Genomic DNA, 13,386 nt, shown 5'->3' on the forward strand with positions numbered 1-13,386 from the left:
ACGGCCGGACGCGTACCGCTTTTCGCCGCAGTCACCGATGCCCACGCCGCCGGATGACAGAGTCGGCCAGAGTCTCTCGGGGCCCGCGCAATGAGCGACGCCGTCCTGCCTACCGGTGCCTCCACCCGGTCGGGTGGAGGCACCTTCGTCGTTCCCGGGTAGCGGCGCCGCCGCGATCATGGAATATCGTGCCGGTCATGACCACGGATGACTGGTTGGCCGACACCCGAACCTCGTATGACACGGTCGCGGTCAGCTATGCCGACCAAGTGCGCGGTGCCCTCGCCGGACACCAGTACCTTCGCGCGGCTCTGGCGTTGTTCGCCGACAGCGTGCGGACCGCTGGCAGCGGACCGGTCGCGGACGTCGGCTGCGGCCCCGGTGAAGTCACCGCCCACCTGCATGAGCTCGGTGTCGACGCCTTCGGTATCGACCTCTCCCCGGCGATGATCGACGTGGCCCGGCGCGCCCACCCCGGCCTGCGGTTCGAGGTGGGCTCGATGACGGAGCTGAACCTCCCCGTCGCTTCGGTGGCCGGCCTGCTCGCCTGGCAGTCGTTGATCCACGTCCCAGACGACGAGGTGCCGACTGTGTTCGGGCGCTTCCACCGAGCATTGCGTCCCGGCGGACCGTTGCAACTGCTGTTTCACGTCGGCGACGAGTCGCGGTTGAAGACGGAGGGCTACGGCGGTCACCCGATGAAGGTCCATGTCCACCACCGTCAGCCGAACCAGGTGGCATCCTGGCTGCACGATGCCGGGTTCGTGGTCGAGGCCCAGATGCTGCTCGACCCGGATGCGAAGGCTCAGCAAGCGATTCTTTTCGCACGCAGTAAGTCCTAACTTCTGCATATGTCGGGCTCGCCACTGGCCGGGTGTGGCGGGTGATCATCTGGCACTCCGGACGCCAGTGGGCGGGCATCACCGCCGACAAGCTGCGGATCGGAGTCGAGGGCGCCCCTACTCCTTCGGCTACGTCGCCGGACCGCACTACCCGCGAGCCTGGGACCACGACTGGACCCAGGACGGACGATCCTGCGCGGACCTGATCCCGGATATGACGACCACCGAATGGCTCGGCCGCGAGCACACGAACCGGGCCCTGGGGTAGCGCCGGGACCGGTCAGAACAGGGTGTCGCGCACCCGCAGCGGCCGGTAGCCCGTCGGGCCGAGCGCGGCGAGTTCGGCGTCGATGTCGACTTCGATCGCGCCGAAGAAGTTGATGTTGGCGCTGTGCGCGGGTGAGATGTGGGCCAGGACCTCGTCGTCGATGCGGTGGCCGCGGCTACGCCATATCCGTTGGTTTTTCGGCGGTTACTACCGGAACCCCAAAACGGGCAATCAGCGAACATGAAGTTGCCGTGGGGGTGCGCTCCTTTGGTTGCGTCATCGCCGCCGACAACCCCGAAAGCCTGAAAGCTATCCAGCGAGCCGGATACGAGTGTGTCCGCATCGACAAGGTCGCCAGTCGGCCCGGTCGGCCCGATAAGACCGGGAACCTTCATTTCCGACTGAAGCGGTAAATCTCTGCTGGTGTCGATACCATCGGCGGCATGGGTGGGGCAGGTTTCGACGATCTCGAGTTCGCGCGGCAGCAGCTGCATCTCGCTGTTTCGGAGCTCTCCGGTTCCGAGATGACACCACAGGACCGGGTTCAGCTGGGACTGCTGGCCGCGCAGGTCGCCATCTGCGATCGTCTATCCGCGCTACTCCCCGATGACGCGGTTACCGAAGCCCCTCCTGCGGAGCACCCCCCGGCCGCAGACAGAGTGGCGGTCGTCGATGAGTTGGCGCTCGCGGCCGGAAAGGTCTCCGCGGATACGCGGTGGACTCCGGCACTGTGCGAGCGGATCCTGCGGTCCTCGTCACCCGCCGGCCACCGGCTGGTGCGGGCCCTGCTCGCTGAGGGCGGCTCTGCTTCTGTCGACCGGCTCACCGAGCTGACCGGTGACACGACGCTGCGGGCGGCCACACTGTCGCTCAACACGGCGGCCCGCCGGGAAGGCGCCGCACGCGTACTACCAGAGAGGCGGCTGATTCAGGCCCACCGCTACCCCCATCCGCTCACCTCCAAGGTGACCGCCTACTCACTCCCGGCCGAGACGATCCCGTCCTTCACCACCGCGGTGGAAATCCTCGGCGAACTGCACCGTCGGCTCTACGAGCCACCTGCCTCATAACCGCCATCGGGCCTGCACGGGACTGCTGATCTGGTGGTGGCCACCAGGGTTGAACCCGCCCGAACAGGGCCGGTGTGTCGGGTCGCCGCGTCATAGGCACGTGGGGTCCAAACGGCCGGAATCCGGCGGTAAGCCCGCTACAGCAGATAATTCGCGGAGTCGGCTCCACCTGGCGGGAGCATTCACCCAGGTCGGCACCAGAACGACCGCAGATAATGGGCTCAAATGGCCTGTTTGCAAGAGTGATTCGGCCCGGCTCAAGCCGCTGCGATTCGCGCAGCGCGTCGAGGCAGGACTCCGGATCGCGGTCGGTGGCGATCCGGCCTACGCGGGCCGACTGACAAAGAACACCAGCCGATGTGTCCCCGGCCGGACGGCGACTGTGCCACCCAGTTCGGATCCGGATTGGTTCTTGGGCCTCTCGAATGCTCTCAGGGCCGTATCTACGTGGTCGCAGTCGATCACGATCGACCCGAGCAGGACGTAGGGCGAGTGCTCGATGTAGCGCATCGTTAGTGCGTTCTCGCGATGCATCGGCCGCTGACCGTCGTGTAGGTCGTTCGTGGCACTGGGCTTGTGCGGCAACAGAACTTCGTCGGCCCACTGGGCGTCCCGGTAGTAACCGCCGAAAATCGGGCGGATATGGATACAGTCCCTGGTCAGGAGGCTGCGGTTCATCACCGAGGCGGACCGGGATAGCAGCCCGATATCCGGGGTAGTGCATCTGCCGACCTGCGGCTATAGCGCTCCAGCCCGCGCGAAGCGGCCCCGTTATCCGGGCCAGGCCCCATATCCGTTGTTTTTGCTGCGGTTACTACCGGGACCCCCATAGGGGCCGGTACATGCCTGAACCGCTCGATGGAGTCCAACCCCGCGCCGCCGGAGGCGGCGCCATGAAATGAGCACAGCTGTTCAACAGCGCGTGAGTGCTCCGTTCACCTGCCGTTTACGATGAGCGGGTGCTGGTCGAAAACCCGAATATGGGAGCTGGAGCCGCGGTGCGAAGACCTGCGCCGCGCTGGGGGGTTCGGGTGTTCGCGCACCGCCGGGTTCGGGTGTTCGCCGTGCTCGTGGTGCCGGTCCTGCTGGTGGCGTTGCAGGGGGTGGCGTTGTGGCGGGGGTACGAGGGGCCGCTGGAGAGTTTGTTCCGCGATTACGTCGGAACCCCCAAGTCGATGACCGTGCCCTGGGCGGGTCTGGTTCTTGCGCTGGTCGGGATCGGGAACAAGCACCGGGTGATCGCGCTTGCGGCGGCCGTGGGGATCGATCTTGTCTATGCGGGGGTGCGGTTGGCGCTGGGGGGCCCGTTCACCGTCGGTAACGGTCCCGTAGTGGTTCTCACCGGGCTGGCGGTAGTGGCCTGGTGGCGCTGGTCGGGTCGGCAGCGGCGGACCGCATTGCATGCGGCGGCGCTGGGCGCGCTGCTGATCCTGGCGACCAAGGTCGGCGATGTCTGGTTGCACATCACGGTGGATCTGCGGCCGCACGTGCTGGACCAGTATGTGATGCTCGCCGACCACGCCCTCGGCGATCCGGCCTGGGTGATGGGCCGGGTGCTGGAGGTAGCGGGCCCGATTCCCGAAGCCGTCCTGCACTGGGTGTACATCGAATTGCCCGCGGCGGCGATCCTGGTGGCGGTATGGCAGCTGCGCGCGGTAGCGGACGGTGGCCGGTGGCCGAACCACTATCTGGTGCGCACCTTCCTGGTGCTGGGGCTGGTGGGTCCCCTGGTGTACGTCCTGTTTCCGGTGGTCGGGCCGATGTTCGTCTACGGCGTGGACGGTAACGGTTTTCAGGTGGGCAACTTCTGGCCCGAGGTGGTGCCGCCGCTGGATCGGAGTCCGCAGGCCCTGCCCTTCTCCGATCTGGCCCCGCGCAACTGCATGCCTTCGATGCACACCGCGTGGGCGTTGGCACTGTTCCTGCACACGCGCCGGCGGGCCGACGGCACCCTGGCCCCCACCTGGTTGCGCTGGGGTGGCACGTTCTGGCTGCTGTGCACCCTGACCGCGACCCTGGGCTTCGGTTACCACTACGGCGTCGACCTGGTCGCCGGTGCGGTGCTCTGCCTGACGGTGGAGTCGGCGCTGCGCGAACCCGAACGCGGCTGGGGCTGGTTCCGGGTTCGCCTGGTAGGTGGCGGGGTGCTGGTTCTGCTGGCTCTGCTGCTCGGGTACCGATATCTCGCGGTGCACATGGCCGACCATCCGGTGGTGGCGGGATCGATCGTGCTGGCCCTGCTGGCAGCGGTGGCCGCTGGTTTCCACGTGACCTGGTTCGCCCGCCGCCGTACGGGTGTGCCCTTGGCCGCCGGCTCGGACGTGGCGGGTACGGATAAGTTCCTGACTGCTCCGGCCACCACCGAGATCTGCCGCCCGGCAGCGGTATCGCTGCGGAAGCAAGTCTCCACCGTTCGGGAGGGCACAGTCGACGTGCCGCCGGAGAGCGCCGCCGCGGGCCGGATGGCCGGGCTGCCGGGCGAACCCGTCGAATCACGCTGACCGGGTTCGGGTGCTTCGACGCGGCCGGGCAGGGGCTCTCACCTGTTACTCGTCCAGTTTGTCGCCGAGCTCGTCGACCACCAGCAGGTCGGCCCGGTACCGCCGTTCCCGGTAGGCGGTGCGGCCGATGAGGTGGGCTATCACCGGGGCGGTGAGCAGGGTGAACAGGCCCACGAGTACCAGCATCCAGACGTTCGGGTCGTCGTAGACCCGCAGACAGGTTCCCGCGAGTACCAGGTTGAGGCCGATCACCTGGGGTTTGGTGGCGGCGTGCATTCGCAGCAGGGTGTCGGGGAAGCGGACGATCCCGATCGCCGCCGTGAGTGCCAGCAGCGCACCGAGGATGATCAGCGTGCCCGACAGCCAGTTCAGTACCGTGCTCATCGGTCGTCCCGGACCCGGTAGCGGGTGACGGCCGCAGACCCCAGGAAACCGACCAGGGAAAGCGCGACGATGGCGGGCACCACGGAGGTGTCGCGACTGTAGGCGGCCCATACCGCCAGACCGCAGATCGCCATCGCGATGATCGAGTCGATGCCGACCACCCGGTCGAGTGTGCCGGGACCGGCGAGGATCCGGTATCCGGTGATCAATGCGGCCGCCGAGAGCAGGACGCCGGCCACTACGGCTACGACGATCACGGCTTCACCTCCTGAGTGGGCAGCGGGGTTGCGCGGTTCTCGAGGCCCGCGATCAGCAGTGCTTCGATCTGCCGGATGGTGCGGTAGAAGTCGGTTACGGCCTTATCGCTGCCGACGTCGATGACGTGGACGTAGGCCACGCAACGCTCCCGGTCGATCTCGAGCACCATGGTGCCGGGGATCAGGTTCAGTAGGTTGGCGCACAACACCATGACGAAATCCGAGCGGAACGCGAACGCCACCTCCAGCACGCCCGATACGGGCGCCGGTCCGGGCCGCAACGCGAACCAGGCGAGCTGGAGACTCGATTCGACCGCCGAATAGACACTCACCCCCAGCAGTTTCAGCAGCGGCCATATTCGTAGCCGCCCGCGCACCGGGATCCGGGGCAGCGGCAGCGCCACCATGATCACCGTGCCGACCGCCAGACCCGCCAGGACGTTGGCCGCGCTGATCTGGCCCCAGAGCGCCACCCACACCACCATCAGCCAGGCCAGCACGCCGAGGCGATGGATGTTGTCGCGGCTGAGCGCCAGCCGCAGCCGGGTCATTTCGTGCCCCCGCCGAGGACGGCGCCGATATAGATCCCGCGGTCCAATAGTTCGGTGGCGGAGCGGTCGGCGATACCCATTACCGGTCCGGCCCAGACCGTGAGCGCGACACCCACCGCGACCAGCGCGGCGGTCGGCAGCACCATCATGGCGGGCAGCCGGCCGGGGTCGGTGCGTTCGTCGTAGAGCATGTCGGTGTTGTCTTCGACCAGTGAGGGCAGTGTCGCGGATACCAGATGGCCGTCCGGTGCCTGTTCCCGTGGCCGCCAGAACGCCTTGCTCCACACCCGCGCCATCACGTACAGCGTGAGCAGGCTGGTCACCACCGAGCCGGCTACGAGAATCCAGGCCAGCACGCTGCCGTCCTGGGCGCCCGCCTGTAGCAGCGCGACCTTTCCGATGAATCCGGAGAACGGGGGTATGCCACCGAGGTTGAGTGCCGGTATCAGGAACAGCCCGGCCAGTATCGGGCTCGCCGCCGCCATTCCGCCGACCCGGCGCAGCGAGGTGGAACCGGCTTGGCGTTCGATCAGACCGGCCACCAGGAACAGCGCCGTCTGCACGAGAATATGGTGCGCGATGTAGTACACGGTGCCGGCCAAGCCGATCTTGCTCGCGATCCCTACACCGAACATCATGTAGCCGATATGGCTGATCAGCGTGAACGACAGCAGCCGGCGGATATCGTTCTGCGCGATGGCGCCGAATATGCCGATCAGCATTGTGAGCAGGCCGGTGATCAGCAGCAGGTTGTCGAAGCCGCCGTCGGGGAACAGCAGAGTCTGGGTGCGCACGATGGCATAGACACCCACCTTCGTGAGCAGGCCGGCGAAGACCGCGGTGACCGGTGCGGGCGCGGTGGGGTAGGAGTCGGGCAGCCAGTTGGACAGCGGGAACACCGCCGCCTTGATGCCGAACGCGACGAGCAGGACGGCGTAGACCGCCTGGCGGATACCGTCGGGAACGGTATCCATCCGCATGGCCAGTTGCGCGAGATTCAGCGTGCCGGTGGCTCCGTAGACGACGGCGATACCGATCAGGAAGATCAGTGACGACACCATCGACACCATCACATACGACACACCTGCCCGGATGCGTTCGGCGGTGGCGCCCAGGGTCAGCAAGACGAACGAGGCCACCAGCAGGATTTCGAAGCCGACGAACAGGTTGAACAGGTCGCCGGCCAGGAAGGCCATCGAGACACCGCCGTTGAGCACCAGATAGGTGGGCCAGAAGATCGACGTCGGCTGACGCACCGAGCTGTCACCGATATTCTGCCCGGCGCCGTAGGCGGCGACAGCGAGCAGCACGATCTGCGACACCAGCAGCATCGCGGCCGACAGCCGGTCCACCACGATGGTGATACCGATCGGCGTCTCCCAGCCGCCGACCTGGACCGCGACCGTACCGTCGCGGTCTGCCAGGAACAGCAGGAGGGCGCACACCACCACGGCGGCGGTGAGCGCGACCATGACCACGACCCGCTGGAAGCGGGGCCGGCGGCCGACGATCAGGGTTGCGGCGGCGGTGAGCAGCGGGATGAGCACCGGCAGCGGTGCCAGGACGGGAAGCAAGGTCTGCGGCAGGGTCATTCTTCGGGTTCCTCACGCTCGCGCTCCGCGATCCCGACATCCTCCGGGTCGTTCTCGACTTTTTCGCTGGTGGTCAGGATGTAGGAGCGGTACGCAAGGGCCAGGACGAACGCCGCGACACCCATCGTGATGACGATGGCGGTCAGGATCAGGGCCTGCGCGAGGGGGTCGGCCATGGTGTCGCGCACGGTATCGGTCGCGCCTTGGATCGGCGCCGCACCGTCCGGGCCGCCCATGGTGAGGATGAGCAGGTTTACGGCGTTGCCGACCAGGAGGATGCCGAGCAGCATCTTCGTGACCGTACGTTCGAGCAGCAGGTAGACGCCGCAGGCGACCAGGACTCCGACGACGGTCAGCAGGGTGAGGTTCGCGCTCATGCTTGCACCAGCTCGTCGTCCAGGCGCGCCCCGAGGCTGCGCAGTACGTCCAGGACCAGCCCGACCACGATCAGATAGACACCGAGGTCGAAGAACAGCGAGGTCACCAGCTTGACGTGGCCGAGTAGCGGAACCGTGGCCTCCAGGATTACCGAGTGCAACGGTGGCGCGCCGAACAGCAGCGGAACGGTGGCCGTTCCGGCGGCCAGGATCAGACCGGCGCCCAGCAGATGGCCGGCGTCGACGGGCAGCGCCTCACCGAGTTCGTACTGTCCGCCCGCCAGATAGCGCAGGACCAGCGCGAGGCCGGCGATGAGCCCGCCGGCGAAACCGCCACCGGGGGCGTTGTGACCGGAGAAGAAGAAGTAGACCGACAGCACCATCATCGTCGGGAACACCAGCCTGGTGGTGATCTGCAGGACCATCGACCGGTCCCGCCGGTCCACCAGTCGGCCGGCGGGCAGCCAGCCCACCTTCCCGGGGAGGTAGTTCGGTGCGTCGGCCGCCCGCGGCGGCAGGCCGAACCGGCGGCTGCGGAACACCAGCGATGCCACGCCGGTGGCGGCCACCAGCAGCACCGATATCTCGCCGAGGGTGTCCCAGGCGCGGATATCGACCAGCAGCACGTTGACGGCGTTTTTACCGCCGCCGAATTCGTAGGCGGCCGCGGGGATCCTTTCCCAGATCGGCTCGGTGCTGCGGGCGGCCGTGGCGAACGCCGCCAGCACCGGCACCGTGATACCGGCGGCGACGGCGATCGCGGCCCGGCCGACCTGGAAGCCGGTCTGCTGTTCCGGCCCGATCTCGGCCGGGAAGGCCCGCAGCACCAGAACGAAGGCCACCAGTGTCAGCGTTTCCACCAGGAACTGGGTCAGGGCGAGATCGGGTGCGCCGTGCAGGGCGAAGATCACGCCACAGCCGTAGCCGGTGAGCCCGACCACCAGCACACTGGCCAGGCGATTTCGCAGCACCGTGGCGCCCAGCGCCATGGCGATCATGATCGCGCCGATCACCAGTTGCAGTGGCCGGTCCCAAAGCCGCAGCTCGACCCCCGTACGGGTGCCGAGGGCCAGCACGGTCGCCGGGAGGATCACCAGGGTGCCCAGGATGATTGCCTGGTTCAGCGGCAGCGAACCGCGTTGCACTGAACCTGTCATCCGCAGTGAAACCCGGTCCATGGCGCGTAGCGCGGCGTCGTAACCGCGGTCGGCGTTCCCGAGCAGGGTCATCGTTTGACCGAACCAGTCCCGCCGGACGAAGAACAGCGCGCCCACGGCGATGATCACCACGGTGAGCAGCAGCGGCAAGGTCAGGCCGTGCCACAGTTGCAGATGTGCGGTCAGCGCGCCGGGCAGAGTTGCCGCGTACGGGGCGAGCAGGCCGTCCACCCAGGGCGCGGCGAGCCCGGCGCCGAGCGAGCCCAGCGCGAGCAGGGCCGGTACGGCGATCAGCGCGACCCCGGGCGCGTGCCAGTCCGGGACCCGGACGCCGCTCTTGTCGGCGAAAGCACCCCAGAGGAAGCGTGCACTGTAGGCGACGGTGAGCATCGAACCCAGCACCAGGCCCGCGCAGAGCAGGATCCGGCCGGTACTGCTCAGCGGCTCCGCGTCCAGGACAGCGCCGAGCGCGGATTCCTTCGCTACGAAGCCCCAGAGCGGCGGTATCCCCGCCATGCTCAGCGCGGCCAGGGTCGCGGTCGCGAACAGTATCGGCGCGCGGCGGCCGAGCCCGGACAGTTCGCCGATTTCCCGCGTGCCCGCACCGTGGTCGATGATGCCGACGACGAGGAACAAACAGGCCTTGAACAGGGCGTGCGCGACGATGAGTGCGATACCGGCGAGCGCGGCGTCGGGTGTGCCGAGGCCGACCATGATCACCAGGAAGCCCAGCTGGCTGACAGTGCCGAAGGCAAGGACCAGTTTCAGGTCGGTGACTTGCATGGCGCGCAGGCCCGCCAGCAACATCGAGGCAAGGCCGAGGGTGAGAATCAACGGCCGCCAGATCGGTTCGTCGGCGAATGCGGGCGCGAGCCGGGCGATCAGGTACACACCGGCCTTCACCATGGCCGCGGCGTGCAGGTAAGCACTGACCGGGGTCGGCGCGGCCATCGCGCCGGGCAGCCAGAAATGCAGCGGGACGATGGCCGATTTGCTGAGCGCGCCGATCAGTACCAGCACCAGCCCGACCTGCACAGCGATCCCGCCCGGCGATTCCCGTGCGAGCAGGTCGGAGAGCAGATAGCTGTCGTACGCCTCGCCGAGGACGACGATGCCGCCGAGCATGGCCAGCCCACCCGCGCCGGTGACCAGCAGCGCCTGGAGCGCGGCCCGGCGCCCGGCCGCACTGTCGGAGTTGTGCCCGACCAGCAGGAAGGAGAGCACCGTGGTGATCTCCCAGAAGACGAAGAGCAGCAGCATGTTATCGCTGGTGACCAGCCCGAACATGGCTCCGGCGAACGCGACCAGCCAGGCGGCGAAGGAACCAAGTTTCGGTTCGTCGTCGTCGAAGTATCGGGCGCAGTAGGCGAGTACGAGCGCGCCGATACCCAGGACCAGCGCGCTCATCACGGTGGCGAGGGAGTCGAACCGCAGCTGCAGCGAAAGGTTGATGGTGGGCGCCCAGGGGTAGTCCACCTGCTGGACGTCGTTCCATCCCGCGATCACCCACAGCAGGGATAACAGCGGCACCAGTGCGAGCGGATAGAACGCGTTACGCCCTACTGCTCGCACGGCTACGGGCGCGACAAGCGCGGCGAGGGCGTGCGCGAGCAGGATGGCGAGCAAGCGTTACCTCCGTCGGAATCAGGGGCGGCGGGGTATTGCGCGCTCATCATATGCGAGCACGAACTGGCACAAATCGTACAGGTATGCGGACCTCGGTCCGTATCCGGCTACCGTTCGGCAACGATTTGTGCAGGTCAGGCATAACGGAAGGGCTCCGCTGCGACCGGGGCCGCAGTGACGCCGGCCCCGGCTGTCACCGTCGTCCGGCGGCCTGCTCATCGGCTCGGGCGGCACCCGCCCACGCGCACCGCGCCGTCCGGCGTAACCATCGAGAATTCCTCGGCCCGGCTCGGCCCAGAGTGAGTCGGCTCGGGCCGAGCCGCGCATCGGTGCCGGTGGTGTTTCCGGTGCCGAGCCGAGGGCGTCGCGGGTTGGAACGGGGCACGTGTCCCTCGCACCCGTGCGAATCCATCGGGTCGGCTAGAGGTCGTGAACTCGGGGCAGCGAAACGTGCGGCGCCGAAGCAGTCGGGAACCGCAGGAAGTACTCACCCTTCGGAATAGCGGCGTAGCGCCTCGACCTGGTCCGGGTCGAGTGAAGGCCGGACGGCCCGGCGCGCGGCAGCGATATCGTCGGCGGTGACATCGGCGGCCAGGACGTCGCGGCGCATCGCGGCGAGCGCGGCTTCGCGCAGGAGCGCCGCGCAGTCGGCGGCGGAGAAACCGTCCAGGTCGGCGGCCAGCCGAGTCAGGTCCACCGAATCGGTGAGCGGAACCGAACGCCCCGCCGTTCGCAGAATCGCCTCCCGGGCCTGCGCGTCCGGCGGCGGAACGAAAACCAGCCGTTCGAGGCGACCAGGCCGCAAAAGTGCCGGGTCGATGAGTTCCGGGCGGTTCGTGGCGCCCAGCACTACCACGTCGCGGAGTGGTTCCACCCCGTCCAGTTCGGTCAGCAGGGCCGCGACCACCCGATCGCCTACTCCGGAATCGGAACTCTGCCCGCGCCGTGGCGCCAGCGCGTCCACTTCGTCCAGGAAGATCAGCGACGGCGCCGAATCGCGGGCGCGCTGGAACAGCTCCCGCACCGCCCGCTCCGACGAGCCGACCCATTTGTCCATCAACTCTGCACCCTTGACCGTGTGCACACTCAGCTGACCACTACCCGCCAGCGCGCGGACCAGGAAAGTTTTCCCACATCCCGGCGGGCCGTACAGCAGCACCCCGCGCGGCGGTTCGATCCCCAGCCGGGCGAACGAATCGGGGTGCCGCAGGGGCCACAACACCGCCTCGGTGAGCGCCTGTTTGGTCTCGGCCATATCGCCGACATCGTCGAGACCGAGACTGCCGATCGCCAGTTCTTCGGTTCCCGACCGGGACAGCGGCCGGATCACCTCCAGTGCGCCCAGCAGATCCTCGTGCTCCAGCCGGGGTTCGGGGCTGTCTTCCCGGCTGGCCCTCGCCGCCGCCCGCAACGCCGCCTCCCGGCACAGTGCCGCGAGATCGGCGACCACGAAACCGGGCGACCGCGCGGCGACCTCGTCCAGCCGGAGTTCGCCGGTGGGTACCTTCGCCAGCAACTGTTCGAGCAGGGCCTTACGAATGGCTGCCGTGGGCAGGGCCAACGCGAGTTCCCGATCGCACAGGTCCGGGGCGCGCAGCCGGGGATCGACCGCCGCGGGATGGGCAGTGGTTGCCAGCAACGCCACACACGGTTCGGCCACCGCCGCGCGCAACTGGTCCAGGATCAGGGTCGCCACCGGTTCGGCCGGTTCCGGTAGCAGGGCATCGATATCGGTGATGAGCAGTACTCCGCCTTTACCCGAGGTCGCGGCGACAGCCGCCGCCACCTCGCGTAACCGGGCCCCGCTCTCGGCGGCGCCCACCGAGGGCCCGTCCAACTCCACCACCCGGCGCGGTGCGGCCACCGCCCGCGCCAGCGTGGCCTTGCCCACCCCGGCCGGCCCGGTGATGAGGACGCCCAGGTGGGGTGCGGCGCCCAGGGCTTTCAGTAACTCGGGTTCGTCCAGCGCCAGACTCAGCCATTCCGCCAGTTTGGTGGCCTGCTGGCGAGCGCCGGCCAGTTCTTCTACCCGCACTCCGGTGGCCGGTGTGCTGGTGACGGGGACGGCTCCCGGCAGATCGGTCTCGCTGACGGTGTCGAGGTGGCTCGGCAACAGTGGTTGGTCCGGCCCGCCCTGCTCGTTGACCCGTACCGCCGCGGGCTGGTTCCCGGCGCCCGCGCCCGCGGTCCATTCGACCGCCGAATTCGGCTGCACACTCACCGGGCCGGGAGGATCGGTGGCGACCACCGTGAGCAGTTCGGAGGTCCAGGCGATGCCGAACGCCCGGGACAAGGCCTGGCTGGCCGCCGACGACGGAATATCCGGGCCGAGATCGCGGGGCAGTAGCGAGACCGTATCGCCGACGGTCACCACTTTGCCGAGAAGTGCCTGCCGCAGAGTGGCGGCCGGTATCGACTGTGTGGCCTGGCGGGACCCGCTCAGCGAAATATGCCGGGCGCCGAGTACCGCCGCGGGGGATACCACCACAGTGGCGTTCTCCCGCAACCCGGCGTTGGACAGGGTCACATCGTCGAGCAGGGCGGTGCCGGCCGGCGTATCGGCCGGGGCACGCCCGGCGACGGCGGCGGTCCGGCGCGCGCCGACCAGTGTGATCCCGTCCCATTCGCGTAGCCCCAGCGCGGTCAGCACTTCCGGGTGGAGGCGGATCACCCCCCGCCGGGCATCCGCGGCGGACGAATTCAATCGGACGGTCAAAGCCAGTTCAGCCACAGTGTCTATTCTGCGCGCGGCGACGAGCAT

The 13,386-nt window shown here is 68.1% G+C and carries 11 protein-coding genes and 1 pseudogene; 4 read left to right on the forward strand and 8 right to left on the reverse strand.

Features of this window, described 5'->3' with window-relative positions; genetic code table 11:
• The first annotated feature begins 197 nt into the window (after nucleotides 1–197).
• The 3 genes and pseudogenes from NS6_RS20600 to NS6_RS36565 form a co-directional block, all read left to right on the forward strand.
• The gene (locus NS6_RS20600; protein ID WP_068044180.1) at nucleotides 198–842 is read left to right on the forward strand and encodes a class I SAM-dependent methyltransferase; all 645 of its coding nucleotides are present in this window, start codon (nucleotides 198–200) and stop codon (nucleotides 840–842) included.
• A 711-nt stretch (nucleotides 843–1,553) separates the two neighbouring features.
• On the forward strand, nucleotides 1,554–2,180 hold the full coding sequence (locus tag NS6_RS20605; protein WP_068044182.1) for a hypothetical protein: 627 nt from the start codon (nucleotides 1,554–1,556) through the stop codon (nucleotides 2,178–2,180).
• Nucleotides 2,181–2,280: 100 nt separating this feature from the next.
• A pseudogene (locus NS6_RS36565) lies at nucleotides 2,281–2,472 on the forward strand (hypothetical protein); the annotation flags it as partial.
• Nucleotides 2,473–2,504: 32 nt separating this feature from the next.
• Here NS6_RS36565 and NS6_RS34870 read toward each other — a convergent pair.
• Entirely contained in the window at nucleotides 2,505–2,858 is a 354-nt protein-coding gene (locus tag NS6_RS34870) for a replication initiation protein (RefSeq protein WP_068044184.1), read from the reverse strand.
• Nucleotides 2,859–3,160: 302 nt separating this feature from the next.
• Between NS6_RS34870 and NS6_RS20615 the strand changes: the two genes are divergently transcribed.
• A complete protein-coding gene (locus tag NS6_RS20615; protein ID WP_084471256.1) occupies nucleotides 3,161–4,681 on the forward strand; it encodes a phosphatase PAP2 family protein in 1,521 nt (506 codons plus the stop codon).
• Between the two features lie 45 nt (nucleotides 4,682–4,726).
• On the opposite strand, the gene mnhG is transcribed toward NS6_RS20615, so the two are convergent.
• The 7 genes from mnhG to NS6_RS20650 form a co-directional block, all read right to left on the reverse strand.
• A complete protein-coding gene (gene mnhG / locus NS6_RS20620) occupies nucleotides 4,727–5,065 on the reverse strand; it encodes a monovalent cation/H(+) antiporter subunit G (protein ID WP_068044186.1) in 339 nt (112 codons plus the stop codon).
• Nucleotides 5,062–5,322, reverse strand: a complete 261-nt coding sequence (locus tag NS6_RS20625; protein ID WP_068044188.1) for a monovalent cation/H+ antiporter complex subunit F — start codon at nucleotides 5,320–5,322, stop codon at nucleotides 5,062–5,064. The genes mnhG and NS6_RS20625 overlap by 4 nt, the downstream gene beginning before the upstream one ends.
• Nucleotides 5,319–5,873 (reverse strand): Na+/H+ antiporter subunit E, encoded by a 555-nt coding sequence (locus tag NS6_RS20630; RefSeq protein WP_068044189.1) that lies wholly within the window; start codon nucleotides 5,871–5,873, stop codon nucleotides 5,319–5,321. Before NS6_RS20630 ends, NS6_RS20625 begins: the two co-directional genes overlap by 4 nt.
• Nucleotides 5,870–7,465 (reverse strand): Na+/H+ antiporter subunit D, encoded by a 1,596-nt coding sequence (locus NS6_RS20635; protein WP_068044191.1) that lies wholly within the window; start codon nucleotides 7,463–7,465, stop codon nucleotides 5,870–5,872. Before NS6_RS20635 ends, NS6_RS20630 begins: the two co-directional genes overlap by 4 nt.
• Complete coding sequence (locus NS6_RS20640; protein WP_068044193.1) at nucleotides 7,462–7,842, reverse strand: Na(+)/H(+) antiporter subunit C; 381 nt, start codon at nucleotides 7,840–7,842, stop codon at nucleotides 7,462–7,464. Before NS6_RS20640 ends, NS6_RS20635 begins: the two co-directional genes overlap by 4 nt.
• Nucleotides 7,839–10,625, reverse strand: coding sequence for a Na+/H+ antiporter subunit A (locus NS6_RS20645; protein WP_068044195.1), 2,787 nt, complete (start codon nucleotides 10,623–10,625; stop codon nucleotides 7,839–7,841). Before NS6_RS20645 ends, NS6_RS20640 begins: the two co-directional genes overlap by 4 nt.
• 487 nt (nucleotides 10,626–11,112) lie before the next feature.
• On the reverse strand, nucleotides 11,113–13,386 hold the full coding sequence (locus NS6_RS20650; RefSeq protein WP_068044197.1) for an AAA family ATPase: 2,274 nt from the start codon (nucleotides 13,384–13,386) through the stop codon (nucleotides 11,113–11,115).

Source organism: Nocardia speluncae NBRC 108251 (assembly GCF_001613245.1).
GTDB classification, from domain to species: Bacteria; Actinomycetota; Actinomycetes; order Mycobacteriales; family Mycobacteriaceae; genus Nocardia; species Nocardia speluncae.

Excerpts from the sequence above, each read along its gene's own strand:
- NS6_RS34870 (WP_068044184.1), bottom strand. The coding sequence starts at position 2,858 with ATGAACCGCAGCCTCCTGACCAGGGACTGTATCCATATCCGCCCGATT.
- NS6_RS20615 (WP_084471256.1), top strand. The coding sequence starts at position 3,161 with ATGGGAGCTGGAGCCGCGGTGCGAAGACCTGCGCCGCGCTGGGGGGTT.
- NS6_RS20640 (WP_068044193.1), bottom strand. The coding sequence starts at position 7,842 with ATGAGCGCGAACCTCACCCTGCTGACCGTCGTCGGAGTCCTGGTCGCC.
- NS6_RS20650 (WP_068044197.1), bottom strand. The coding sequence starts at position 13,386 with ATGCTCGTCGCCGCGCGCAGAATAGACACTGTGGCTGAACTGGCTTTG.
- NS6_RS20635 (WP_068044191.1), bottom strand. The coding sequence starts at position 7,465 with ATGACCCTGCCGCAGACCTTGCTTCCCGTCCTGGCACCGCTGCCGGTG.
- NS6_RS20605 (WP_068044182.1), top strand. The coding sequence starts at position 1,554 with ATGGGTGGGGCAGGTTTCGACGATCTCGAGTTCGCGCGGCAGCAGCTG.
- NS6_RS20600 (WP_068044180.1), top strand. The coding sequence starts at position 198 with ATGACCACGGATGACTGGTTGGCCGACACCCGAACCTCGTATGACACG.
- mnhG (WP_068044186.1), bottom strand. The coding sequence starts at position 5,065 with ATGAGCACGGTACTGAACTGGCTGTCGGGCACGCTGATCATCCTCGGT.
- NS6_RS20630 (WP_068044189.1), bottom strand. The coding sequence starts at position 5,873 with ATGACCCGGCTGCGGCTGGCGCTCAGCCGCGACAACATCCATCGCCTC.